General features: G+C 53.5%; 25 protein-coding genes. 10 read left to right on the top strand and 15 right to left on the bottom strand.

What is annotated here, in order from left to right:
- Positions 1-2: 2 nt before the first annotated feature.
- From B4C79_RS06460 to B4C79_RS06450, 3 genes are read right to left on the bottom strand one after another with little or no spacing between them, the layout of a single operon-like run.
- Positions 3-764 (bottom strand): glutathione S-transferase N-terminal domain-containing protein, encoded by a 762-nt coding sequence (locus B4C79_RS06460; protein ID WP_291742894.1) that lies wholly within the window; start codon positions 762-764, stop codon positions 3-5.
- A gap of 14 nt (positions 765-778) precedes the next feature.
- On the bottom strand, positions 779-1678 hold the full coding sequence (locus B4C79_RS06455) for a DMT family transporter (RefSeq protein WP_105027999.1): 900 nt from the start codon (positions 1676-1678) through the stop codon (positions 779-781).
- Positions 1671-2681 carry an MDR family oxidoreductase gene (locus tag B4C79_RS06450; RefSeq protein WP_171097291.1) on the bottom strand — a complete coding sequence of 337 codons (1011 nt, stop codon included), beginning with the start codon at positions 2679-2681 and terminating at the stop codon, positions 1671-1673. The genes B4C79_RS06455 and B4C79_RS06450 overlap by 8 nt, the downstream gene beginning before the upstream one ends.
- Before the next feature lie 111 nt (positions 2682-2792).
- On the opposite strand from B4C79_RS06450, the gene B4C79_RS06445 reads away from it, so the two are divergent.
- The 6 genes from B4C79_RS06445 (at position 2793) to B4C79_RS06420 (ending at position 7375) form a co-directional block, all read left to right on the top strand.
- Positions 2793-3584 (top strand): PaaX family transcriptional regulator C-terminal domain-containing protein, encoded by a 792-nt coding sequence (locus B4C79_RS06445; RefSeq protein ID WP_171097289.1) that lies wholly within the window; start codon positions 2793-2795, stop codon positions 3582-3584.
- Positions 3585-4040: 456 nt separating this feature from the next.
- Entirely contained in the window at positions 4041-5264 is a 1224-nt protein-coding gene (locus B4C79_RS06440) for an alpha/beta fold hydrolase (protein ID WP_171097287.1), read from the top strand.
- A gap of 103 nt (positions 5265-5367) precedes the next feature.
- Positions 5368-5703 carry an ArsR/SmtB family transcription factor gene (locus tag B4C79_RS06435; RefSeq protein WP_171097284.1) on the top strand — a complete coding sequence of 112 codons (336 nt, stop codon included), beginning with the start codon at positions 5368-5370 and terminating at the stop codon, positions 5701-5703.
- Complete coding sequence (locus B4C79_RS06430) at positions 5696-6196, top strand: arsenate reductase ArsC (protein ID WP_171097282.1); 501 nt, start codon at positions 5696-5698, stop codon at positions 6194-6196. The genes B4C79_RS06435 and B4C79_RS06430 overlap by 8 nt, the downstream gene beginning before the upstream one ends.
- Positions 6193-6681: an arsenate reductase ArsC gene (locus B4C79_RS06425; protein ID WP_171097280.1), complete on the top strand. Its 489-nt coding sequence runs from the start codon at positions 6193-6195 to the stop codon at positions 6679-6681. Before B4C79_RS06430 ends, B4C79_RS06425 begins: the two co-directional genes overlap by 4 nt.
- Before the next feature lie 7 nt (positions 6682-6688).
- On the top strand, positions 6689-7375 hold the full coding sequence (locus tag B4C79_RS06420; RefSeq protein WP_291740110.1) for an MIP/aquaporin family protein: 687 nt from the start codon (positions 6689-6691) through the stop codon (positions 7373-7375).
- On the opposite strand, the gene B4C79_RS06415 is transcribed toward B4C79_RS06420, so the two are convergent.
- The 6 genes from B4C79_RS06415 to B4C79_RS06390 form a co-directional block, all read right to left on the bottom strand.
- A complete protein-coding gene (locus B4C79_RS06415; protein WP_291740111.1) occupies positions 7344-8204 on the bottom strand; it encodes a sterol desaturase family protein in 861 nt (286 codons plus the stop codon). The genes B4C79_RS06420 and B4C79_RS06415 overlap by 32 nt on opposite strands.
- A 163-nt stretch (positions 8205-8367) precedes the next feature.
- Positions 8368-9399 carry a phosphate ABC transporter substrate-binding protein PstS gene (gene pstS, locus B4C79_RS06410; RefSeq protein ID WP_371815434.1) on the bottom strand — a complete coding sequence of 344 codons (1032 nt, stop codon included), beginning with the start codon at positions 9397-9399 and terminating at the stop codon, positions 8368-8370.
- A 176-nt stretch (positions 9400-9575) separates the two neighbouring features.
- Positions 9576-10352 (bottom strand): phosphate ABC transporter ATP-binding protein PstB, encoded by a 777-nt coding sequence (gene pstB, locus B4C79_RS06405; protein ID WP_171097274.1) that lies wholly within the window; start codon positions 10350-10352, stop codon positions 9576-9578.
- A gap of 22 nt (positions 10353-10374) precedes the next feature.
- A complete protein-coding gene (gene pstA / locus B4C79_RS06400; protein WP_371815423.1) occupies positions 10375-11292 on the bottom strand; it encodes a phosphate ABC transporter permease PstA in 918 nt (305 codons plus the stop codon).
- Positions 11293-11295: 3 nt separating this feature from the next.
- Positions 11296-12246: a phosphate ABC transporter permease PstC gene (gene pstC / locus B4C79_RS06395; protein WP_291741223.1), complete on the bottom strand. Its 951-nt coding sequence runs from the start codon at positions 12244-12246 to the stop codon at positions 11296-11298.
- A 134-nt stretch (positions 12247-12380) separates the two neighbouring features.
- Positions 12381-14378, bottom strand: coding sequence for a peptidase U32 family protein (locus B4C79_RS06390; RefSeq protein WP_291751096.1), 1998 nt, complete (start codon positions 14376-14378; stop codon positions 12381-12383).
- A 116-nt stretch (positions 14379-14494) separates the two neighbouring features.
- On the opposite strand from B4C79_RS06390, the gene msrA reads away from it, so the two are divergent.
- Together msrA and B4C79_RS06380 are read left to right on the top strand one after the other, a co-directional pair.
- Entirely contained in the window at positions 14495-15103 is a 609-nt protein-coding gene (gene msrA, locus B4C79_RS06385) for a peptide-methionine (S)-S-oxide reductase MsrA (RefSeq protein WP_291751093.1), read from the top strand.
- Positions 15104-15182: 79 nt separating this feature from the next.
- The gene (locus B4C79_RS06380; protein WP_291739320.1) at positions 15183-17138 is read left to right on the top strand and encodes a hypothetical protein; all 1956 of its coding nucleotides are present in this window, start codon (positions 15183-15185) and stop codon (positions 17136-17138) included.
- Here the strand turns inward: B4C79_RS06380 and B4C79_RS06375 are convergent.
- Positions 17070-17942 (bottom strand): AEC family transporter, encoded by an 873-nt coding sequence (locus B4C79_RS06375; protein ID WP_291739321.1) that lies wholly within the window; start codon positions 17940-17942, stop codon positions 17070-17072. The two genes, B4C79_RS06380 and B4C79_RS06375, sit on opposite strands and share 69 nt — an antisense overlap.
- A gap of 65 nt (positions 17943-18007) precedes the next feature.
- Positions 18008-18919, bottom strand: coding sequence for a LysR family transcriptional regulator (locus B4C79_RS06370; protein WP_291739322.1), 912 nt, complete (start codon positions 18917-18919; stop codon positions 18008-18010).
- Positions 18920-19026: 107 nt separating this feature from the next.
- On the opposite strand from B4C79_RS06370, the gene B4C79_RS06365 reads away from it, so the two are divergent.
- Both B4C79_RS06365 and htpX read left to right on the top strand, forming a co-directional pair.
- A complete protein-coding gene (locus B4C79_RS06365) occupies positions 19027-19371 on the top strand; it encodes an HPF/RaiA family ribosome-associated protein (protein WP_291739323.1) in 345 nt (114 codons plus the stop codon).
- Positions 19368-20246 carry a protease HtpX gene (gene htpX / locus B4C79_RS06360; protein WP_291739324.1) on the top strand — a complete coding sequence of 293 codons (879 nt, stop codon included), beginning with the start codon at positions 19368-19370 and terminating at the stop codon, positions 20244-20246. The genes B4C79_RS06365 and htpX overlap by 4 nt, the downstream gene beginning before the upstream one ends.
- Before the next feature lie 62 nt (positions 20247-20308).
- Here htpX and B4C79_RS06355 read toward each other — a convergent pair whose 3' ends face one another.
- The 4 genes from B4C79_RS06355 to B4C79_RS06340 all read right to left on the bottom strand — a co-directional run.
- The gene (locus B4C79_RS06355; protein WP_105027981.1) at positions 20309-20827 is read right to left on the bottom strand and encodes an NlpC/P60 family protein; all 519 of its coding nucleotides are present in this window, start codon (positions 20825-20827) and stop codon (positions 20309-20311) included.
- Complete coding sequence (locus B4C79_RS06350; RefSeq protein ID WP_105027980.1) at positions 20820-21167, bottom strand: DUF4870 family protein; 348 nt, start codon at positions 21165-21167, stop codon at positions 20820-20822. Before B4C79_RS06350 ends, B4C79_RS06355 begins: the two co-directional genes overlap by 8 nt.
- Before the next feature lie 107 nt (positions 21168-21274).
- Positions 21275-21682 (bottom strand): heme-binding protein, encoded by a 408-nt coding sequence (locus B4C79_RS06345; protein WP_105027979.1) that lies wholly within the window; start codon positions 21680-21682, stop codon positions 21275-21277.
- Between the two features lie 93 nt (positions 21683-21775).
- The coding region (locus tag B4C79_RS06340; RefSeq protein WP_291739325.1) for a hypothetical protein at positions 21776-23981 on the bottom strand (2206 nt) is incomplete at its 5' end.

The raw sequence follows: 23981 nt of genomic DNA, 5'->3' as shown, positions 1-23981 counted from the left end.
CCTCACCCGCCATAGGTTTCCAGCAGGTACTCCACAATCGCTTTGGATTCGAACATGGCTTTGCCCGTGTTCGGGTCTTCCAGATACGGCACCATCATCTTGTTGGTTTTGGCCATGAACTGCTCGCGTTTACCACCCTTCACCGGGTTGTATTCGCCAACGGCAGCATGCACGCCATTCACGCCCATGTCCGCAAACTGCTCCTTGCCCAAATTCACCAAGTGGTAAGGAATCTCCAGCTCGCACAACACTTCGCGCACTGGCCTGCAAAATGGCGATGCTTCAAAACTGTACAACGTCAACATATGCTCAGGCTTTTTCGATGCACGAACCTTGGTGCCAGCACCCAGGCCCAAAGCCGAATTGGCCAGGCTGGACACCGCCTGCGGCAACGCAGCCTTCACACGCAACGGCACAGCCCGCTTGGCATAGGTGGTGTACAGGTATTCGATAATATCGGCTGACTCATACAACTTCACGCCAGTGTTGTCATCCACCAAAAATGGAAACTGGGCCTTGCCACCCAACTCCAGCACATCCGCGCGAAACCGGGTTCCACCCTTGGGGCAGGGGTAAATATCAGCGTCCAGCGCCAACTCGGTCAGCGTTTCACGCACCAAGCGGCAGTAGGGGCAGCTTTCGAACTCGTACAGTTTCAAAGGTTTTTCAGGCTGAAGGGCTGCAGGTTCTGTCACTACCATGCCTTGCCAGCCACGCAATGTAGACGCCGCCGTGGCCATGGCCACCTTGAATAAATGATTCATGTTTTTCCTCCCGATCAATGCGCGTCCTTGTTTTCAAGCGCGCTTAAAGCAGCCGCCAGCACAATCATGGCACCACCAATTCCCACCTGCAGTGTCAATACTTCTTGGGTCAGCACAATGGCTGACAAAGTTGCAAACACCACTTCTGACAACATCACCACCGAGGTTACATTGGCCGGCAAACGCGATGCCCCGTACTGCAATCCGTAGTTGGCCACCAGCAAGGTAACCGCAAAAGCCAACAGCACCAAACCACCGTAAAACCCGGGCAACACGGGCCACTGCACAAAGGCATTGCCCTCGCCCAACAACAGGGCCAATAAAGCAGCCACCGCGCTTGGCGCAACAATACCGCCCACGAACATGGCGAACAAACGCGCCTGCGCGGTGCGTTCGGCTTGATGCCGCAACATGATGTTGTTCAGCGCAAACGCCGCGCCGCCCATCAAGCCCAGCCATTCCGCCAAGTTTGAAGGCAGCGGAAAACCCAGGCTACCATTGGGACTTAACACCAGCACCGCACCGGCGAATGCCAAACCCACACGCAGCAAGGCCTTCAAGGTAATTCGTTCATTCAGGGCAACACGTGCAATCAATACTGCCCAAATTGGCATCAGGTAGAACAACAGCACCACGCGAATCACTTCGCCAATGGACACACCCCAATTAAAGCCCACCATGGTGGTTCCAGCCGCCAATGCCAGCAGCCACAACGCTTTGTGACGAACAAACTCGCCCCACACCTTGGGCATGAAGCACAACATGGCCAATGCACCCAGCAAGTAAGTGAATGCAGAGGACCACAGCGGGTGCAAACCCTCACCCTGCAGTTCGCGCAGCGGCCACCACGACACACCCCACACCAATGCATTCAACACCAGGGCCAGGTAAGGCAAAGCCCGGTTTTCAGGCACAGTTCACCACCACACGCCCCTGCAATTGATTGGCCAACACCAGGCGCGCACTTTCCAAAGCCTGTGCAAGGCGTACTTCCTTGATCATGAAATCCAGATCATATTCATTCAAGGCTTGGGCCAACATGCCCCAGGCGCGGTCCCGCTCAGCATGCGTACGGTACACACAGTTAATGCCGCGCAAGGTAATACCCCTCAAAATGAAAGGTGCCACGCTGCCCTGAAAATCCATGCCCTGCGCCAGGCCACACGCTGCAACCACACCACCGTACTTTGTTTGAGCGCACGCATTCACCAAGGTGTGGCTGCCCACACTGTCTACGACCGCCGCGAATTGTTCTTTTTGCAAAGGTTTGCCCGGGCGCGACATCGACTCACGGTGAATCAGGTGGGTGGACCCCAACTGCAATCGCTCAAAGTGTTTGGCTGCAGATTCAGACACAGGCTCACCCATGGCATCGATTGAACCTGTCAAACCCACCACCTCATAGCCCAAATGCTGCAACAGCAAACACGCCACAGTACCCACGCCGCCGCTTACCCCGGTCACCAGCACGGGGCCGTCTTCCGGTTTCACAGGGTGGTCTTGCAAGGCCATCACACAAAGTGCGGCAGTGTAGCCTGCTGTACCCAATGCAGCCGCCCACCTGGCGCTTCGGCCTTCCGGAATCGGTGAGATCCACTGTGCCGGCACACTGGCACGCTCGGCCAGCCCGCCCCAATGCGTTTCTCCCAAGCCCCAATCGTTCACCTGGCACACTGCGCCCACCGGCCATTGGTCTGAATTCGATTCGATCACCTCGCCCACCGCATCAATGCCATGCACCATGGGGTACTTGCGCGCAATCGGCGCGGTGTGGGTAAGCGCCAACGCATCTTTGTAGTTCAGGCAACTGTAATGCAGCTTCAGCACCACATCCTGCCCGGCAAACTCAGACTCATCGAGAGTTTCCAGCTCGGCCTGCGCTTGCTCGGCCGTCCGGGAAATCCATGCCCTGATCATTTCGTCTCCTTATTCTGGGTGAGGCAATGATCGCACAAACAGGCCACCAAATTTGCGTGTCGGGCCTGCCTTGCATACACTTCAGGTTTGCCTTAAAAGAACAACCACGCCGTGCGCAAACCCACCGCCAAAAGCCTCATTCTCGACCTGTTGCTTGCATCCAAAGGTCGCCCCCTTTCAGCCAAACAGGCCATTGCCGCCTGCGGTATTTTCGACATCAGTGTGAACAACACCCGCGTAGCCCTGGTGCGGCTTTCTGCCGAAGGCCTGATTGAATCGGCGGGCCGCGCCCTTTACCAGCTCACAGACGATGCGCACACCCTGGCCGACGATGTGGCTGCCTGGCGCACCCGCAGTACCCGGGTTCGCCCCTGGGATGGCAGCTACATTGTGGTGCAAGCCGAAAAACTGTCGCGCAGCGAGGCCAAACAACAACGCGCGCGTGCACGTGCCTTGCTGATGCTGGGTTTTCAACCGTTGAACGAACACCTGTTCATACGCCCCAACAACATTGAAGACACATTGCAAAGCGTGCGCTATCGCCTGTACAAACTGGGCCTGGAGAAAGACGCGCCGGTGTTTGAAGCCCGTGATTTCGACACCGACCTTCAGCGTCGAATTACCACCCTGTGGAACCCACGCGAACTGGAGGGCAACTACGCGCAGCTGGAAAAGAAAATGCGGACCTGGCTCGAACGCTCGGGTAGCCTTGAGCCAGAAGTGGCCGCCCGTGAATCATTTTTGCTGGGCGGCACCGCAATCAAGCACGTGGTGTACGACCCGTTTTTACCCGCAGAATGGGTCAATGTTCAGGCCCGTGAGCGTTTTTTAAGTGCAGTGGATGAAGTGGACCAGGCTGGCATGCGGATCTGGAGCGGGCTTTGGGCGAGCATGGAAGGCTGATTGCTCTCTTGCTGGTTTGCTTGGCCCAATCGGCTTGGGTTCCGATCTCTCGTTGCGTGGTGATGGCGAAGCGCTGCACGGGAGTGCTGGGAGCTGAACTTGCAATGGGTCGCACGATGACCAGTCAGAAAACTTGCCGGCTTGGCGTGCAGAGACTAACGATCGCGCCATGGCGCGAAAGCCAAGACCCGACCGTTACTTTTGGAGGGCTTGGCTTAGTGCAGGCTCAAGCCAACAAGCCGAAATGCCAAGTTTTCGGGCAGCGGTGACCATTCAAGTTCAGTTCCCAATAAACCTGTACTGTGAGACACAAGCAACCTATGCCGAGTAGGCTACAAACAGCAGCGGCATACCTTCAAGTTGGGATCAGAAATCTGTATTTAGAGTAAACCCTCATCCGAAACGCCCCACTGTGCGTATAAACTTCGACCATCCCAACCTTGCACCGCAGCAACCGTGAAAAAACTATTCAAAACCGCCCTGAAAATCAACGAGTTGGCCGTCAACACCGCGACCAATGCGGCGGACTGGTTTTTTCGCAAGGAGATCCTGATCCAGTCAGGAAAAACTGAATATGAAGTGATTGCCGAACACTTGCCCATGCGCGTACGCTACTACGCCCCCACAGCAAGTACCCCCTCAGCCAGCCTTGCCGAAGGCGAAATCGAGGCACCTACGAATCGCCAGCACGCGGTGCCATTGGTCTTGGTACCCCCGCTGGGCGTAACCACGGAAACATTCGACCTGATGCCCGACCGCAGCCTGGTGAAAGCCATGGTAGAGGCGGGGTTTCGCGTGTACCTGGTCGATTGGGGCAAACCGGAGCGCAAAGACGGCCACCTGGGCCTGTTCGACTACAGCAACATCATGATGGGTCAGGCTTTGCAAGCAGTGCGCGAGCACAGTGGCTCCAAAGAACTGTCCATGTTCGGCTGGTGCATGGGCGGTTTGCTGTGCCTGCTGTACGCCGGCTACGGGCACGACAAGCACATTCGCAACCTGGTCACGGTGGCCAGCCCGATCGATCTGCGCGACGGCAAAAACATCATGGCCTTTGCATCCAACACACTGAACGTCACAGCACGTTTCATTCGCAAGTACAGCGAATTCAGACTGGACCGAATCAACCCAACCCTGTTCAGCCCGCCCGGCTGGATGGTCAGCCTTGGTTTCAAACTCACAGCCCCGGTGGCCAGCATCACCACCTACTGGGACCTGCTGACCCGCCTGAATGACCGTGATTTCGTAGAGCAGCACACCACCACGGCCGATTACCTGAACAACATGATGCTGTATCCCGGCGGTGTGGTGCGCGACTTCATGATTCGTTTTGCGGTGGACAACAAACTGGCGCATGGCAAAGTAAAAATTGGGGATCAAATTTCCGATCTGGGGAACATCACCGCCAACATGCTCGTGTTTGCAGGTGAAACCGATCACCTGGTGCCTGCCAGCATGGCCAAGAAAAGCCTGAAAATGGTGGCCTCGAAAGACAAGTCCTTTTTGCTCGCCCCCGGCGGGCACATGGGGGTTATTCTGGGTAGCCAGGCTCGGGAACATGTTTGGAAACAGGCGGCCGACTGGCTACGCGGCCACTCACAAGTAGAAGCGCCAGCACCCAAAACCCGCAGGCCCCGGAACACCTCGGCAAAAAGCACAGCAGTCAAAAAGGCCGCCTGAGCCAAGCAAGCCCGCTTGGGTCGGGCGCTTTAAAGCAGCCTCTTTTTTACATTTGTCACAAAACCTTCACACAATAATTCGATATTTCCATTATTATCGAATTATGGAAGAAAATGACATCATCAAAGCACTGGCGGCACTCTCACACACCTCTCGTTTGCGCGTGTTTCGAGCCCTGGTTGTCACTGGCCCCACAGGCCTTACACCCGGGCAACTCTGCGAGCGCCTGGACATTCCTGCAGCCACCATGTCTTTCCATTTGAAAGAACTCAGCAACGCCGGTTTGGTTCAACCCATTCGCGACGGGCGCAACCTGATTTACAGCGCGCAGTTTGCCCACATGAATGGGGTAATTTCCTACCTCACCGAGAACTGCTGCGAAGGCCAAAATTGCACACCTGTTACTGCACCACACCACAACGAGGCTCACCATGAGTGATAAGAAATTCAATGTGCTGTTTATTTGTACCGGCAACTCCGCCCGCTCCATTCTGGCCGAGGCCATCCTGAACCAACTTGGCCATGGGCAGTTCAAAGCCTATTCGGCAGGCAGTTTTCCGGCAGGCCGTGTAAACCCATACACCATTGAGCTTTTGCAACGATGGGAAATGGACACCAGCAATTTGCGCAGCAAAAGCTGGGATGAATTTGCCGCACCTGGCGCGCCGCAAATGGATTTCGTATTCACCGTGTGCGATCAGGCCGCTGGCGAAGTATGCCCTGTGTGGCCAGGCCAACCCATTGTGGCCCACTGGGGTGCCCCCGACCCTGCCAAAGCCGAAGGCAACCATGAACACATCTTGCAAGAATTTCGCAATGTGGGCCTGCTGCTGCGCAAGCGCATTGAATTGATGCTGGCATTGCCGATTGCAAAACTTGAAAAACTGGCCATCCAACACGAAGTCGAACACATAGGAAAAGTAACTTCATGAGCACCAACGTACTCATTCTTTGCACCCACAATTCTGCGCGCAGTGTGCTGTCTGAAGGCATGCTCAACCACCTTGCCCAGCAGTACGGCAAAAACATCAAAGCCTTCAGCGCAGGCAGCGCACCAAGCGGCCGCGTGAACCCTTACGCCTTGCAGGCTTTGGCCAATGTAGGCATTGACACCAGCCAATACACCAGTAAAAGCTGGGATGTATTCACCGAACCCGGCGCACCGAAAATCGATATTGTGATTACCGTGTGCGACAGCGCAGCCTCTGAGCAATGCCCCTATTGGCCAGGCAGCCCTGTAAAAACACACTGGGGCTACCCCGACCCATCCAATGAGCTTGAGGAAAACAAGCCTCGCGCATTCGAGCTGACACGCCAAGCCATTGCCTTCAAGATGATGCAGCTTATTCATCTGCCCCTTGGCAGCATGAACGCGGCAGAACTAAACGCCGCACTGGCCGCGATCGCACGGAGCTAATCAAATTATGTACTCCTTACCCAAACGTTTGGGTGCCGAATTCTTGGGTACCCTACTGCTGCTGGCCATCGTCATTGGCTCGGGCGTCATGGCCGAAAACCTGTCCGAGGGCAACAACGGCGTGGCATTGATCGCCAACACATTGGCAACCGTGTTCGGCCTTTACATTTTGATTGAAGTATTTGGCCCCATCAGCGGTGCGCACTTCAACCCGGTGGTCACACTCAGCATGGTTTTACTGAAACGCCAACCGGGTTCTGAACTGTTGCCCTACATCGTCGTGCAACTGGCTGGCGCCTTCTTCGGCGCCATCCTGGTTCACCAAATGTTTGACATGGAGCTTTTGCAATTTTCCGAGAAAGCCCGCACTGGCTGGGGAATCTGGACCGGTGAAATTGTGGCCACCGCTGGGCTGTTGCTGGTTATTTTAATGGCCAAGGCAGAACGGGTTTCTGGCATGGTGGCCTGTTATATCGGCGCGGCGTACTGGTTCACCTCCAGTACCTCTTTTGCCAACCCCGCCGCCGCTTTTGGCAGGCAGTTCTCTAACAGCTTTGCCGGCATTGCACCGGGCGATGTACCCGCTTATGTGGTGTTTGAGGTGATTGGCGGCCTGTTGGCCCTGGTTCTGTACAAGGCCTTTGGCTCAAACAATTCGACTGTTACTTCTCAGGCACCCAACCCGGCGGCTTGATCAAGCAAAGCACCCGGTTCTTGAAATCGGGTGCTGCCTTCATTTTCCCAATCAAATGCCCCCAACCGGCCACCGCCTGCTTCAGCGGGTTGGTGGTTAACACCGGGGTCAGTGTGCCGTAAACTGGCTTCACGCCCGGCACGAATTCACGGTAAGTACCAAACCAGCGATCCCACACAATCAAAATTCCGCCGTAATTGCAGTCGTGGTACTCCTCATTCTTGGCATGGTGCAAGCGATGGTGCTGCGGGCAGTTGAACACTTTTTCAAACCAGCCATGCACCTCGAAGGTTTCAGTGTGTATCCAGTATTGGTAGAGCAAATTTATCGTGTGTGCAAAAGTCACCACCAAAGGGTCCATGCCCAGCAGGGGCAAAGGCAACCAGAATACAAAGGTATAAAAGGGGCCCAACACAGACTGGCGTAATGCGGTACTCAGGTTGTAGCGCTCGCTGGTGTGGTGGTTGGAATGCTCTGCCCAAAATGCTGCGCAACGGTGGGCCACGCGGTGGTACCAGTAATAACAAAAGTCATCAGCCAGCAACAACACGGGGATGAACCACCAGGTGGATATGTTCCAATCCATCACCCGGTATTCAAACAGCCAAAGCATGATGGGGTAGGCCCAAAACACACTCAGCCCCATGGTTACCAGCTTCAAGGCGCCCATGGCAATCGAACACAAGGAGTCTTTCAGTTCATAGCCAGCATAAAAGCCCTGAGGCTTTTTGCGCATGGCCCAGCCTTCAATGGCCATGGCTGCAAAAAAGTAAGGAATGGCGACCAAGTAAAGTAACAGGGTCCATTGTTCATAATCGGGCAAAGTCATTGGCGCACTCACAAAACCGCACATTACAACAAATGCATTTATTGCAACGTATCGTAACCTTGCATCCGTGAGCGCTCAATACCAACTTTGCCGACATCTCCAAAAGAAAAAGGCCCCGGTTTGTTTAAACCGGGGCCTTTCCCAAATCAACCGAAGTTGAAATTTACTTCATTACGATTGTCTTGCCGTCAGTTGCTTTTACAGTCTTCCAGGCAGCTTCAATCTTCTTCACTGTTTCGTCTGGCAGTGGAACGTAGTCCAGGTCAGAGCTCAACTTGTCACCCTTTGCGTAGGCCCAGTTGAAGAACTTCAGTACTTCAGAAGCCTTGGCCGCATCTGCTTGCTCAGTGTGGAACAAGATGAAAGTAGCACCGGTGATGGGCCATGCGGCTTTGCCAGGCTGCTGAGTCAAGATTTCATAGAAGCTGTTGGACCAATCGGCACCAGCAGCAGCTGCCTTGAATGACTCTTCAGAAGGTTGTACGTACACGCCATCAGCGTTGTTCAACTGTGTGTGTGTCAGCTTGTTTTGCTTTGCGTAGGCATACTCAACATAGCCGATTGAACCGGGTACACGCTGCACGAAAGCTGATACACCTTCGTTGCCCTTGCCACCCAAACCTACTGGCCACTTCACTGCTGTACCTTCGCCAACGGTGCTCTTCCAGTCAGCACTTACTTTGCTCAGGTAGTTTGTGAAGATGAAAGTTGTACCTGAACCATCAGCACGACGAATCACGCTGATATCCATATCAGGCAAGTTCACACCAGGGTTCAAAGCAGCAATTGCCTTGTCGTTCCACTTGGTAATCTTGTTCAAATAAATGTTAGCCAACACTTCAGCAGACAATTTCATCTGGCCGGGAGCAACACCTTGCAGGTTAACCACGGGCACAACACCACCGATCACGGTTGGGAACTGCATCAAACCCTTGGCCTTCAGGTCTTCAGGTACCAAAGGCATGTCGGAAGCACCGAAATCTACGGTTTTCGCAGTAATTTGCTTGATACCACCACCGGAACCGATGGACTGGTAGTTCACCTTGTTGCCAGTTTCTTTGTTGTAAGCGTCAGCCCACTTTGAATACACAGGGGCTGGGAAAGAAGCGCCAGCGCCAGTAATCTCAGCGGCGTTCACAGAAGTCATGCTCAGGGCCAAGGCACCTGCGGAAATCACCGAAGCGATCGTTTTAATATTGAACATTTTTCACCTCACTTATTAAAGTAAAGCTATAGTGCCTAACAAATATTTCAGAATCATGACAGAAATAAGGCAATCACATAAATGCCAAAAAACCACATTTGAGATGCCAAATGTGGTTTTCTTGTAAACAATTCAAATACTTGGCAACTAGCCGGTCCGCAAGTTACTTAGCCAAATCGGCCTGTAATGTAGTTCTCGGTTTCCTGCTTTTTGGGTTTCAAGAAAATTTGATCAGTCACGCCAAACTCAATCAGTTCACCAAGATACATATAGGCCGTGTAATCAGAAACCCGTGCCGCCTGCTGCATATTGTGGGTCACGATCACCACGGTATAGTCTTCTTTCAGCTCGGTAATCAACTCTTCAATACTGGCCGTAGAGATCGGGTCCAGGGCTGAGCAGGGCTCATCCAGCAACAAAATTTCAGGCTTGATCGCGATACCACGGGCTATGCACAAACGCTGCTGCTGACCGCCTGACAAACCATTGCCGCTTTGATGCAATTTGTCTTTCACTTCTTTCCACAAAGCAGCTTTGGTCAACGCCCACTCCACGCGCTCTTCCATCTCGCCTTTGGACAATTTCTCAAACAGGCGAACACCGAAAGCAATGTTTTCATAAATCGACATTGGGAACGGGGTGGGTTTTTGGAACACCATGCCAATCTTGGAGCGAATCAAGGCGATGTCTTTCTTGCTGGTCAGCAGGTTTTCACCATCCATCAAGATTTCACCTTCAGCGCGCTGTTCCGGGTACAAAGCGAACATCTTGTTGAACACTCGAAGCAAAGTAGACTTGCCGCATCCAGAAGGGCCGATGAAAGCGGTCACCTTCTTTTCAGGGATGCTCAAATTGACCGATTTCAATGCATGAAATGCGCCGTAATAGAAATTCAGGTTTTTTACTTCAAGTTTGATCTTTTCTTCAACGTCAATCGTAGACATGGTCTGGGCCTTCAAAGGTCAGTTATTTCGAGTTCTTCAGCAGCGAACGCGCGATAATGTTCAACACCAGCACACCTGCGGTGATCAGGAACACGCCCGCCCACGCAAGCTCTTGCCAGTTTGTAAACGGGCTAAGTGCAAAGTTGAAAATAATCACAGGCAGGTTCGCCATAGGCTTCATCATGTCGCTGTTCCAGAACTGGTTCGACAGTGCTGTAAACAACAACGGTGCAGTTTCACCGGCAATACGCGCAACACCCAACAAAATGCCCGTCAAAATACCCGCATAGCTTGCCTTCACAGTAATAGCCATCACCATTTTCCACTTGGGCGTACCCAAGGCGAAAGCCGCTTCGCGCAAAGCATCTGGCACCAGGCGCAACATGTTCTCGGTGGTGCGAATCACGATTGGAATCTGAATTAAGCCCAGTGCAACTACACCCGCCCAAGCTGAAAAATGCCCCATGGGTCGAACCATCACGGCGTAAACAAACAGACCAATCACGATTGAAGGCGCCGACAACAAAATGTCGTTGAAGAAGCGCACCGATATTGCCAGTTTGTTGTCTTTCCTGGATTCCGCCAGATGAACACCCGCCAGAATACCCAAGGGTGTAGCAAACAATGTGGCAAAACCCACCATCAGCAAGGTGCCCATAATGGCATTGGCCAAACCACCACCCTCCGCATTGGGCGGTGGCGTCATCTCGGTAAACAACTGTGCAGACAAGCCACTAATACCCAATGTTACAGTGGTGTACAGAATCCAGATCAACCAGAACAATCCAAAGGCCATTGCCGCCAAAGACAAGGTCAATGCCACGGTGTTCAGCAGCTTTCGCTTGGACTGCATTTTGATGCGCATTTTCTCATCGGTGGCCACTGTGGTGACTGCGTTTTCTTTTGGCATGGAGGTCGGGTCGGTGTAAATGCTACTCATGGTTTATCTCCCGTTGCTCGACAGTTTGGCCAGCAACAACTTCGATGCCACCAACACAAAGAACGTGATCACAAACAACACCAAGCCCAATTCCATCAAGGCGGAAGTGTGCAAGCCTGCATCTGCTTCAGCGAACTCGTTGGCCAAGGCGGAGGTAATGCTGTTGCCGGGAGAGAACAGGGAAATGTCATTCAAATAGTTGGTGTTACCAATCACGAAAGTCACAGCCATGGTTTCACCCAGCGCACGACCCAAGCCCAACATGATGCCGCCAATCACACCCACTTTGGTGTGGGGAAGCACAATTTTCCAGACCACTTCCCAGGTAGTGCAACCCATGCCATAACCGGCTTCCTTCAACATGACCGGGGTAACCTCAAACACATCGCGCATCACAGCGGCAATGTAGGGGATGATCATGATCGCAAGAACAACACCAGCAGTGAGCAAGCCAATGCCGATTGGCGGGCCTGAGAACAGTGCGCCGATCACAGGGATCTCGCCCACGGTTGCATTCAAGGGCGCCTGAACGTATTTCGCAAAAATAGGCGCAAAAACCAATAAGCCCCACATGCCGTAAACAATTGAAGGCACCGCAGCCAGCAACTCAATCGCTGTTCCCAATGGGCGACGCAACCAAGGCGGGGACAGTTCGGTGAGGAACAATGCAATACCAAAACTGATGGGCACAGCGATGATCAATGCGATAAACGAAGTAACCAAAGTACCGTAAATGGGAACCAGGGCACCGTACTCGTCGATGGGGGGGTCCCAGTTGGCGGTGAACAGGAAGTCAAAACCAAATGCGGTGATGGTGGGCCATGAAGCGACCACCAAAGAGGCAATGATTCCACCCAGCATCAACAATGTGAAAACAGATGCACCGCTGGTTAACACGCCGAAGATGGCGTCGCCCCGTTTGGCCGGGGCCTTGATCGTCGAAGTATCGGACATATTAATAAGTAATTAATCCAGCAGAAAGTTTCACGCAGAATTACAAGGTTATCCAAGAATTATGACAAATAAATGACAAAAATTTGACGTACCCGTGAAATCGAATATCACGGCACGGAAACGTGGTTAAACGCTCACGCTGGCTTGCGCTTCATGAAAGTGATCGGCACCACCGAGGGGGGCGGGCTGTTGAAAATGTCTTTGCGCATTTTACCTATGATGTGCATTTCACAGGGTTTACAATCGAATTTCAGGGTGTACTTTTGATCACCATTGACCAGCACCATGGGCTCGGCCTTCACCTGACCCTGAACACCTTTTACGCCTTTGGCTTGTTTTGGGCACAAATTAAACGAAAATCGCAGACAATGCTTGGTGATCATGACAGGAACCTCACCAGCTTCCTCATGCGCCTCATAAGCAGCAGCAATCATCTGCACACCATGTTTTTTGTAAAATTCGCGCGCTTTGTCGTTGTAAACATTGGCCAGGAAGCTTAACGACTTTTCCGGGTATTCCACATAGGGCTGCACAGGATCCTTGCGCAGCGGGCGTTGCCAGGCAGCAATTCGCGCGGCATTCAAGGCTTCAATCGCCTCACGGCGCATGCCATTCAAGGTACTGGCGGGCACAAACCAGGGTTGGCTTAAATGCACATTCAAACCCAAAGCCGAATAATCGGTGCCGCCCAACTTGCCCAGGTGGGTTTTAATGCTGTCCACGGCAGTGTCGGGCTGCTTGGCCTGTTCCAGCTTCATGTCAACTTGCGCGGTGGTGGCAATCCCATCTTCGTCGGTCAAGCTCAATTGCAAGCCCTTCAGTACATCGCCCTCCATCCACTCGGTCAAGGTTAGCCACACACCAATGCGGCGTTCGGCACTTTCCTTGGTCAACGCCATGTCCCAGGCATGGTCGCGGTTGCGGTGCATGGGCAAACCTGCTTTCAGGCCACCATAACTGCTGATCGGGTCTTTCGGGAAAACGCGGTAAACGGCCTGTCCGTCGCCTTTGCTGTGCACGCCCTTGCTAAACACCTTCTCGGCGCGGTTCACATGCAAGCCCACCACTTCCCGTTTGCGCATGAAATTCAGGCCATCGCCGTTGTTCAGTTCGTCGCTGGTTTGTATATCAATACTTTTGTCGTTCACGGCCACCACATGGCCAATCGGCTGGCCAATGAACTTGGGTGAATCGAACGCGCCAATGTCAATTTTCCGGCCGCTGGCAAAGTAATCGGTTGAGCCACGGTGAAAGTTGCGGTCGGGGTCGGGCCTGAAATAGTGGCGGGTGGTGCCACTGGACGCGCGGGTAAACTCGCCGCGCTGCTCCATGATTTCATCCAGCAAAATTCGGTAGTGGGCCGTGATGTTTTTCACATAGGCCATGTCTTTGTAACGGCCTTCAATTTTGAAAGAACGCACACCCGCATCAATCAAATGCTCCAGATTGCCACTTTGGTTGTTGTCTTTCATCGACAACAAATGTTTGTCAAAGGCCACCACCGCACCGCTTTGATCGGTCAGCGTGTAGGGCAGGCGGCAGGCCTGCGAACAATCTCCACGGTTGGCACTGCGGCCAGTTTCAGCATGACTAATGTAACACTGCCCCGAAAAAGCCACGCACAAGGCGCCGTGAATGAAATATTCGATGGTGGCGGAATTGCCCACCGCCGCATGCACGGCGGTAATTTCTTCAACGGTCAACTCGCGCGCCAATACCAATTGCGAAAATCCGCTGTCAGCCAAAAACTTTGCTTTTTCCACCGTGCGAATGTCGCACTGCGTGCTGGCATGCAGTTGAATGGGGGGCAAATCCATCTCGAGCAAACCCATGTCCTGAATAATCAGCGCATCCACACCTGCGTCGTACAACTGCCACACCAGTTTGCGGGCTTCTTCAAGCTCTGCATCGTGAAGAATGGTGTTGATGGTGGTGAAAATACGTGCGTGGTAGCGGTGGGCAAACTCCACCAGCTTTGCAATATCAGCCACCGAGTTGGCCGCATTGGCCCGCGCGCCGAACACTGGCCCACCAAGGTAAACCGCGTCTGCGCCGTGCAGAATAGCCTGGCGACCAATTTCAACGTCGCGTGCGGGGGCTAGCAATTCCAACTCGTGTGGCAACAAACTCATGATTTCACTGATATTTCTGGCAAGGGGTGAACATTATTTCAAAAAGCGGGTCTGATTGAAAGCAAAACCGTGGTTGGCATCACAATCAGTTTGAATGTTGCACAAGGAGTACTTGCATGGCTTGGGTGGTTTGGTCGCGTAACACTGCAACTTTGTTGTTGGGGCTTTCAGGCTTTTTGCCCCTGGCGCACGCCAAGCAACTTGAACAGGCCATATTCGCAGGCGGCTGCTTTTGGTGCATGGAGGAAGCATTTGAAAAAATCAGGGGCGTGAAATCGGTTGATTCCGGTTATACCGGCGGGCGCACTGCCTCCCCCACCTACGAGCAGGTGAGCCAAGGCAACACCGGCCATGTTGAAGTGGTGCGGGTGCAATACGACCCCCGGCAAATCAGCTACAGCACCCTGTTGAAAGCCTTTTGGACCAATATTGACCCCACTGTTGAAAACCGGCAATTCTGCGATGTGGGCGAACAATACCGATCGGCTATTTTTTACCTGAACGAACAACAGCACCGCGAGGCCAAACAAAGCAAGGAACAATTGCTGGGTACCGGCAAATTCAAAACCATTTACACCACGGTTGAAGCCGCCCAAACCTTTTATGTGGCCGAGGAATATCACCAAGACTTTTATCGCAAAAACCCCTTGCGCTATCAGTATTACAAAACCACCTGTGGCCGCGAAAACCGCTTGAACGAGGTTTGGGGCTACAAACCCAAATAACAACACCTAGAACTACAATTCCAGTAAAAACAGCCACATCCGGCTACACTCCACCCCAAATTCACTCTAACCGACCGTGATGAAGCGTCAAGCACGCCTGTTGGCGACCCTCGCATTTGCTGCATTCACCCTGTACAAGGCCCCCAATGCGTGGGCCGACACACTGGAAAAAGTTCAGGACTGGCGCATTTCGCTTCCAAACACCTGGCAGCCCAGCGAACAGGCCTTGGTACAGGTGCGCAACAGCCGGCTGGCCTTGGCCAACAACATTCGATTCGATATTCAAAGCTTGCACTGCACGCTTGCCGCCGCACAGCCCAACACCCCTGTTTCGCTCGAAAACCTGGCGGCCTATGAAGTGAACGTGGACCATGCGCACCTTCGAATTGCCGACAGCGTATTGCAGGCACTTGTGCAGGCAGAACTGCAAGCCAGCGAGGCGCCCTTGCGAATCAGGCAGGTGACCACGCAAACCGACGGCATGCTGATTACCGGCGATATTAAAAGGCTGGGGTTGTGGATTCCATTCACCATGGAAGGCACACCCGCCGTGGCCAACGCGCGAGAAATTACCTTAACTCCGCGCACCTTGAAGGTAGCAGGCGTACCCCTGTACAAAGCCTTGCTGGCCACCAATATTCAGTTGCAATCGCTGATCGACATGAAATCAAAGGCCGTGGCTTTGCAAGGTCAGGCCATGGTGCTTCGGCTTGATCAAGTGCTACCCGCCCCCAAACTTTCTTTCGAACTGAATGCCGTGCAATTGGGGCAAGGGGAAGTCACCGTGTTATTGGGCCAGGCCAACCCGGCACCCCCCTTTTATTGCAAAGCCGATTGTCCCGCCAATTTTGTGTACACACACGGCGGCGAATTACGTGCTGCAGGCATGGTGCTGGCGGGCCAGCCCACCTTGGTCACAGGCATCAGCAATGGCAGCTTGCCCATTGCACTGCACGATTTGAACAGTTTAATCAGCACCAGCACCGTGCAGCTTCGCACCGACGGTGCCCTGTGGATCAGTGCCCAGGAAGGGCTGCTCAACCCCGCTGAAACGGCCTTGCTCAACACTGGAGAGGCTGCGATTGCCCAACTTGAAGGTTTGAATTCCGGGCTAGAGGCTGTGACCCTGGCGGTGCACCATGCCACGCTGCTGTCCCGCGAGGGGATTGAACTGCGTGTTGAAAAACTGTTGGCCAGCACTCAATCCACCGACCTTGGCCAACTGCCGATCGCCAAACAAACCGTGCATGTGGGCGAGATTTCGCTGAGCGAAGCCGCCATGAATACCCTGATGAACAAAGCATTGTTCAACTTCGAGGGCAGCCCAATTCGACAAGTCAACACCACAATTGGCGAGCCTCATTTGCAGCTTTCGCTGCAAGTGAAACCTGAAATTTTTGGCATTCCACTGTTCTGGTTGCCTGCCAAACTCAGCGGCCCGTTGCTTATTTCAAGCGACAAACAGCACCTGGAATTCACACCCGCCGAAGTGCGCATGTTTGGCCTGTCCATGTTGCCGCTGATTGATTACGCCGGGTTAAAACTCAGCAGCTTTATCAAAATTGACGAGACCGCAGTCAAGCTGCAAGACAACACCATTCGCATTGCCTTGGGCAGCGCACTGCCCCCACTGCAATTAAGCACCGAACTGCGAGCCATTAAAACCGTACTGCGTTCGCCGCTGGGGCCTTACCTGCAAGTGCATGTGGGCACATTGCCAGCTGAAAAAATTGGCGAAATTTACAACACCATGGAATTGTTGCCACTGGGCCTGTGGATGAAAACACCCGAGTTCACCGCCTTGGGCATGCGAACCGGGCCCACACTGGGCCATGTTTACAACGACCCACGAAAGGAAAGGCTGGTCATTGACCTGGCCCAATACCCGGACCTGCTCGCCAATGCCACCTTGCGCCTGCCGAGAAGTGAACGGGTTTGGGTGAGCATGCCCAGCCCGGGCAATGGTTCACAGTACCCAATACAGGGCCATCGGCACGAAGATGAGGCTCATCAGGTTCCCCATCATCACCAGTGAAGCCACCCGTTGAGGCTGAAGGCCGTATTTTTCAGCAAACACAAAACTGAGCACCGCTGGTGGCAGGGCACCGAACACAATCAGCATCGCCGTGTGTTCTGGGCTTAAAGGCAGCAACCACACGCACAAGGCTGCGAAAATAAGCCCGGTGAGTGGGCACAACACACCGCCAATGACACCCAGCTTCACATCCGAAAAGTCGGCTTGGGTCAAGCGAACCCCCAATGAGAACAACAGCAGTGGAATGGACACATCGCCCACCATGTCGATCGCAAAATACAGGGGCGCCCACACTTCAATTTTCAGCACACTGACCAGCAAACCCGCAATGGATGCAGCAATCACGGGCTCTTTCCACAACATCAAAATGCGCGCATTGGGGCTCATCATCCAGGTTCCCAACGAGTAATGCAGCGTATTGCCCACCAAAAACAGCATCACCGCAGCGGGCAAGGCCTCCTCACCAAATGCCAGAATGGCCAGTGGCAAGCCCATGTTGCCGGAGTTGTTGAACATCATGGGAGGCACAAAAATTCGGCTATCAATTCCCAACAAACGGCCCACAGGCCATGCCAACAAACCTGAACCCAACACCACAATGGTACCACCCACAGCCAGCAACCAATACGATTCAATTTCAAACGACTTGCTGGCCAAGGCCGAGAACACCAGCGCCGGCACAAAAATTTCCATGTTCAGCTGGTTGGCAAATTTCATGTCGGGTTTTTTCACCCGCCCATACCAATACCCAAGGGCCACCACCGCAAACACCGGAAAAATAACCGCAACAATGCGCAAAAACATAGAAGGCCGCCGTACAGGAAAATGACTGGGAAGTGACAGGGAAGGTCGAAGTGTACTGCAAGCGTTTAATCGGGGCGATTCGGGTTTGTATTGGGGTTGACGTTAAATAGCAGCTTCAAGGCAGGGTGGTTCAAGTTGCGCGGGTGGGTGAATGCAAAAAAATCTTCGACCACACCTTGCGCATCGCCCATGTGTAGCACGGTGTGGTCGCGCACCACGTCTTCAATCAGCATGGCGGGTACGGCAAATAATCCCAAGCCAGCCCGGCCAAACGTTTCCAGCAAGGCGAGGTCGTCGAACTCCCCTACCACCGTCACCTCCACGCCCACACTTTCCAGCCAGTGCTCCAGCTTCAGCCGCAACACGTTGTTGCGCGATGGCATCAGGAAAGGCGCGTGTTGCAAGCTTTGTGGAAAGTTCGCCTCGTACTTCTGTTTCAAATCCGGGCTTGCAAAAATTCGCACCGGGTAAGTCAGCAACTTGGCCACCTGCAAGTGTGCAGTGCCCTGCCCGCCTGGGCGCTCAGCCAACACCACATCCACGCTGTGTTGCACAAGCTCCGAACACAGGGCCTCGAACCGACCTTCGTGGCACACCAGCCGCACAGGGCGCTGCATGCCCAATATGGGTTCAATCATGTGAAACGACACGGTTTTGGGCAAGGCATCGGCAATGCCCACCGACAAACGCAGTGTGTAATCCAGTTGCTCGTCGCCCAGGCTTTCGGCCATTTGCTCGCCCAGCTGAAAAATTTGATCGGCATAGCGCAAAGCAATTCGCCCGGCCTCGGTCAGCCCCAAACCCCGCCCCACCGGCTGAAACAAAGCCCGCCCCAAAGTTTGTTCCAACTGGGTAATTTGGCTTGAAAGCGTTTGCGCGCGCAGCCCAAGCCGCTCGGCCGCCGCTGTCAGGCTTCCGGTGTTGGCCACCATCCAGAAATAGCGCAAGTGGTGGAAGTTCAGGTCGGTAAGTTTCATTAACCCTTCGATTTATTCGAATATTTACTAAGCAATTGTTCCATTTATTCTTACATTGAACCGGCGTACACTTCAACTGTCTATTTCCCCGAAAGGAGGACGCAACCATGAAAACTGAAATTGTGGCTCGGCATCCCGAGATCGATGAAACCCTGCGCAGGTACGTACTTCGCCGCGTGCGCTCGGCCATCAATCGACTTTCGACCCAGATTAAAAACATCACCGTGAAACTGGACAGGCACTCCGCAAAACAGGCCGACCAGCGCAACTGTGTGATTGAAATTCGAATCGACGGGCAAGCGCCCTTGATCGTAGACAGCGCCGGGCCGCATTGGCTCAGCGCAATTGACCAGGCGGTTGAATCAGCAGCACGTGCTGTTCGCCGCCAACTGAAACACACCCTTCACCAGGTGACCCCCTTGCAATTGTTGAAAGGACATCACGCATCATGAAACGCATTGTTTTATTTTTAGCCACCAACGTCGCCATTATGGTGGTACTGGGCATTACCGTGCATGTGCTGGGCTTGAACCAGTTCATGGCCGGGGGTCAGCTTAACCTGACCATGCTGCTGGCATTCAGTGCTGTATTGGGCTTTGGTGGTTCATTCATCAGCCTGTTGATCAGCAAAAAAGTAGCCAAGTGGAGCACCGGCGCGCAGGTCATTGAAACACCACGTAACCCCACCGAGCAATGGCTGGTCAGCACAGTTCAGCGCTTTGCAGACAAAGCCGGCATTCCCATGCCGGAAGTGGCCATTTACGAAGGTGCTCCCAACGCATTTGCCACTGGCCCCAGCAAAAGCAACTCACTGGTCGCGGTTAGCACGGGTTTGCTGCAAAGCATGAGCCGCGAAGAGGCCGAAGCTGTGTTGGCGCACGAAGTGGCTCACATTGCCAACGGCGACATGGTTACACTCACGCTGATTCAAGGCGTGGTGAACACCTTTGTGTTTTTCCTGGCCCGCGTGGTGGGCTTTCTGGTGGATCAGTTTTTGCGCAAAGACGATTCTGAATCCAGTGGCCAGGGCATGGGTTACTTCATCACCGTTATCGTGATGGAAATTACGCTGGGTATCTTGGCCTCCATCATCGTGATGTACTTCTCGCGTCAGCGTGAATTCCGTGCCGACTCGGGCGCAGCCTGGTTAATGGGCAACAAGCAGCCCATGATTTCCGCTTTGAAGCGTTTGGGCGGCATGCAGGCTGGTGAACTGCCCTCGAACATGGCTGCATCCGGTATTTCAGGCAAAGGTGGTGTAATGGCCTTGTTCAGCAGCCACCCACCCATTGAGCAGCGCATTGAAGCACTGGCCCAGCAGCGATAAACCCGCTGTGCGCTCATCAAAAAACCCGCCGAAGTTTGGCGGGTTTTTTGTTGGCAGGTGTTTCACATCACCCTGCGTACCTTCCAGAATGTTTTACGCCAATACAAATCATCAAGCCGGCTGATGGTGACACCCACCTTGGTGGAGGCGTGTAAAAACTTGCCATCGCCCAAGTAAAAGCCCACGTGCTTGGTGGTGTACCCTGTTCGGAAAAATACAAGGTCGCCTACCTGCATGGCATCGCGGCCTACATCTACACCCATATTGACTTGTTGGGTGGTGCTGCGCGGCGCTGTAATGTTGAAATGGGTATTCAAAGTTTGTTGCACAAAGGCCGAACAATCAATGCCCGCTTTTGAATTGCCGCCCAATTTGTAAGGTGTGCCGCGCCACTCGCGAAACTGGGCCAGCAACGCTTTTTGAACCTCAGGTTTTTCGGTTTCGAAGCCGGTAAATACGGTGCCATCTTCAAGTACCAAGGCGTCCGAACCACCTTCTTGCAAACCTGCACAGGCCTGCAACAACAGCAGCAGGCACACGCCAGCAAACCGGCCAAACACAGCAACAGCTTGATTAAACAACCGCCTTCCTTTCACTAAACCGGAGCAAACCCTTCACGAAGCGGTAAAGCAACCACAAACTTAAAATGCCGTAAACAATAAAGCCCACGCCAAACACCATGGTGATCATGGCCACCACAAACCAGAACATGCCAATCCAGAAGGTTGAAATAAGCCAGTCGTAATGGCTGTAATAAATAGTGCCCGCTGATTCGCCACGCTTCACATAACAAATAATGAGAGCAATCAGGATTGGAATAAACGCCGTGAATATACCCACAGCACCCAACACATAGGCCACCAAAACAATGGTGCGGTTGGACTCTTCCTGATTGGGAACCGGATTAGGTTGATAGCTCATAGCGCTCCAGTGTCGGTAAGTACCTGCCCATTTTAGACGAGCGCACCGGCATAAAAAAACCCCGAGGCAAATGCCCGGGGTTTTCTGTACTGCATGAATGGCAACTATTACAGCTTCAGTGCTGCAATACCGGCACGCGCCACTTGGGCGTCTTGATCCGATTTCACGCCAGAAACACCCACAGCGCCCACCACCTGGCCATCGACCACAATGGTTACGCCGCCTTCCAGCAGCCCGTCTACGTAGGGAGCGGTTACAAAGGCAGTACGGCCGTTGTTGATGACGTCTTCCAGAATTTTGGTGTCTTTGCGGGCCATGGCAGCAGACTTGGCCTTGGAAGGGCCAATGTGTGCGCTCATGGGAGGTGCGCCGTCCAAACGCAGCATGCCCAACAAATGACCACCATCGTCGGCCACAGCAATGGTTACGCCCCAGTTGTTGGCTTCGGCTTCCGCACGAGCGGCAGTCAAAATGGCTTGTACGTCATCTACAGACAAGACGGCTTTGGTTTTCATGAACTTACTCCGGTTTTGAATTAAAAATGTCAAAGCGAAGTATGCGGCAGACTCCCTGTGGTGGCTACACAGGAAGTCCCTAATGCAAAATTATCAGGGTGCGCAGCTTAGGCCTGAGTCTTCTGCATCACAAGTGGCCGGCTTTGTTGGACCACCCTCGCCCTCGGTTGCAGGCCTGCCCGGGCCCACTTCCGCCACCACACCATTGATAATTTTGCCAGCCACGTTTTCAGTGCGAACCACGGAACGGGTTTGCTCCTGGCGAGCCAATACCACAGCGCCTTGGGCAGTCGTCAAGGCGGCAGCTTCTTGTGGTGACAACAGCAAGGTGCCGTTGTAAACCACGGGAATGCGATCCAGACTGCGTGCCCCATCGTAGAAAAACGCTTGAGTGCCCTTGCGCTCCGGGCCCGCCAGGTAAACCACTTGCCCAGGCAACAGATTACTTCCCTCAAAGGGTAGTACTGTGAGGAAACCACCCAAGCCCGGACGATTGATGTCACCAACTTCAACCCGGATGGCACCGGCACCTGCCGACTGACCTGAACCAGACGATTCGCCAAATGTGGCCAAACCACCCGGTTGCCCATTCACTCCCCCCAAGGGTATCGAAAGTGTCAGGCCTGCGTAAGAGCGCGCTGTACCCACAGCAAGGTCGTTGTAAGGCATCCGAGCACGGATCACCGCCTCACTGCCCTGTGTGGCCAGGCCACGCGCTCGAACAGCAATCAAGTCTGCCTCGGCACCCTGCCCTCCAATATTCAACCGCACGTCGTTGTTAACTGCAAACAGACTCGCGCCACGATCTGCCACATAAGAGAAAGATTGATTGTGGCTTCGCCCGGCCAGTACGCCGACCTGACCATTGATCTGGTTATTCTGCGTCAGGACAATTGAACCGTTTTCAGGTGAATCGAACTGGGTTGTGGCACCAGCAGTGGTGAGCAATTGCCCTGAACGTTGATGAATCATCGGGCTGGCCACAGTAATGCGACCGAGTCCTGTGAATGGATTCACCGCTTCTTTGCTGGAGAATACATCCAGCGAAGGTGGCAAGACCAGAGCAATGTCGGCAGAAGACAATGGTCGCGACACGCCTTTCGCAGTGAAGGTCAAAGCACCACCCGTTTGCTCAATTGTGCCCAGCAGAAGCATGCGGCCATCGGCGGTCAACTGCCCGCCCCGACTGTTCAGGTTCAACAACTGCATGTCGCCCAAGGTCGACAAACGGGTTTGCTCCGCACTGGCACTGACCGTGCCCCGAAAGCGGTTGTCTGCATGCTGCAAATCAATTTCGCCACCGATTGATTCAAGCCTGGCATCGCCCCCAACCTGCAAACGCCCTACCTGGGAAATCTGATTGGCAGACACAACAAGATCACCATCGAACTGGGAATCCGCGAACTGCACCTGCATGCCGCTGACTTCCGCATTACCCCCTACATTCAGGGCCAAAGTACCAGTCGATGAGGTGGTATTGACATTCAAGTTGCCGCTGGTTCCCAGTGCAACCGAACCACCTGACTGTACTTGCGTGTTGCCATTGAACCGGTTGCCGGAATTGGTCAAACTGATTTGGGCTGCTGTCAAGCTTGCATCATTCAACATGACCGACCTGCTTTGGGTTAATGCACCAGTCAATTCGATCTGGCTTGCACCATCCACTTGCGTGCTACCAAGCTCCACATTGTTGGCTTGTAATTCAAAGTTGCCTAACACGCGTGCGGCCAGGGCGAGGTTTTCAGCCTGCATGGACAAATCATTTTTGTCTGTAATCGACACGCTTGCGTTGGCGGAATCCGGATTTTGAACCGTAATTTTCCCGATAAAATCGTTCTCTGAATTGTTCAGATCTACCCGGTCACTGCGCAGGTGTGTATCACCCTTCACATTCAAAGCTGCTGTTTGGCGAACTTCAGCAGCCGCTATATCCAGCTGCTGCAACTCACCAAGCTCTCCCAAACTGGCCTCTTGTGCTTGCAGATTCAAATTACCCAAATTTGCACCTTGTACCCGCAAGGTACCGGCACTGCTCAAAGTTGCCTGGCTTGCATCTTCCACACGAAGCAGACTGTTGAAGCTGTTGCCCTGCTTACCCAGATCAACATGATTGGCTTGCAGCAAGACACTGGAATTGGCGGTCAGGGTACCGTCTTGTTCAATCGACTGTGCACGCAACTCCGCTGCGCCATTCAATTGACCCGACACATTCAGCACATTCGCATCAGCAACAACTGTTGTGCCCGAAACATTCAATGCCACATTGCCTTGGAAGTCATTGGCTTGATGATTCAAATCA

This window comes from Limnobacter sp. UBA7229 (assembly GCF_002473065.1).
Lineage (GTDB): Bacteria > Pseudomonadota > Gammaproteobacteria > Burkholderiales > Burkholderiaceae_B > Limnobacter > Limnobacter profundi.
This window is presented reverse-complemented; position numbering and strand designations above follow the sequence as displayed.

Bases quoted from the DNA above. Each gene is read 5' to 3' on its own strand.
- B4C79_RS06365 (WP_291739323.1), top strand. From the start codon at position 19,027: ATGAAAACTGAAATTGTGGCTCGGCATCCCGAGATCGATGAAACCCTG.
- B4C79_RS06425 (WP_171097280.1), top strand. From the start codon at position 6,193: ATGAGCACCAACGTACTCATTCTTTGCACCCACAATTCTGCGCGCAGT.
- pstA (WP_371815423.1), bottom strand. From the start codon at position 11,292: ATGAGTAGCATTTACACCGACCCGACCTCCATGCCAAAAGAAAACGCA.
- B4C79_RS06460 (WP_291742894.1), bottom strand. From the start codon at position 764: ATGAATCATTTATTCAAGGTGGCCATGGCCACGGCGGCGTCTACATTG.
- B4C79_RS06430 (WP_171097282.1), top strand. From the start codon at position 5,696: ATGAGTGATAAGAAATTCAATGTGCTGTTTATTTGTACCGGCAACTCC.
- B4C79_RS06375 (WP_291739321.1), bottom strand. From the start codon at position 17,942: ATGTTTTTGCGCATTGTTGCGGTTATTTTTCCGGTGTTTGCGGTGGTG.
- B4C79_RS06420 (WP_291740110.1), top strand. From the start codon at position 6,689: ATGTACTCCTTACCCAAACGTTTGGGTGCCGAATTCTTGGGTACCCTA.
- pstB (WP_171097274.1), bottom strand. From the start codon at position 10,352: ATGTCTACGATTGACGTTGAAGAAAAGATCAAACTTGAAGTAAAAAAC.
- B4C79_RS06370 (WP_291739322.1), bottom strand. From the start codon at position 18,919: ATGAAACTTACCGACCTGAACTTCCACCACTTGCGCTATTTCTGGATG.
- B4C79_RS06435 (WP_171097284.1), top strand. From the start codon at position 5,368: ATGGAAGAAAATGACATCATCAAAGCACTGGCGGCACTCTCACACACC.
- msrA (WP_291751093.1), top strand. From the start codon at position 14,495: ATGGCTTGGGTGGTTTGGTCGCGTAACACTGCAACTTTGTTGTTGGGG.
- B4C79_RS06345 (WP_105027979.1), bottom strand. From the start codon at position 21,682: ATGAAAACCAAAGCCGTCTTGTCTGTAGATGACGTACAAGCCATTTTG.
- B4C79_RS06380 (WP_291739320.1), top strand. From the start codon at position 15,183: ATGAAGCGTCAAGCACGCCTGTTGGCGACCCTCGCATTTGCTGCATTC.
- B4C79_RS06450 (WP_171097291.1), bottom strand. From the start codon at position 2,681: ATGATCAGGGCATGGATTTCCCGGACGGCCGAGCAAGCGCAGGCCGAG.
- B4C79_RS06350 (WP_105027980.1), bottom strand. From the start codon at position 21,167: ATGAGCTATCAACCTAATCCGGTTCCCAATCAGGAAGAGTCCAACCGC.
- pstC (WP_291741223.1), bottom strand. From the start codon at position 12,246: ATGTCCGATACTTCGACGATCAAGGCCCCGGCCAAACGGGGCGACGCC.
- B4C79_RS06415 (WP_291740111.1), bottom strand. From the start codon at position 8,204: ATGACTTTGCCCGATTATGAACAATGGACCCTGTTACTTTACTTGGTC.
- B4C79_RS06390 (WP_291751096.1), bottom strand. From the start codon at position 14,378: ATGAGTTTGTTGCCACACGAGTTGGAATTGCTAGCCCCCGCACGCGAC.
- htpX (WP_291739324.1), top strand. From the start codon at position 19,368: ATGAAACGCATTGTTTTATTTTTAGCCACCAACGTCGCCATTATGGTG.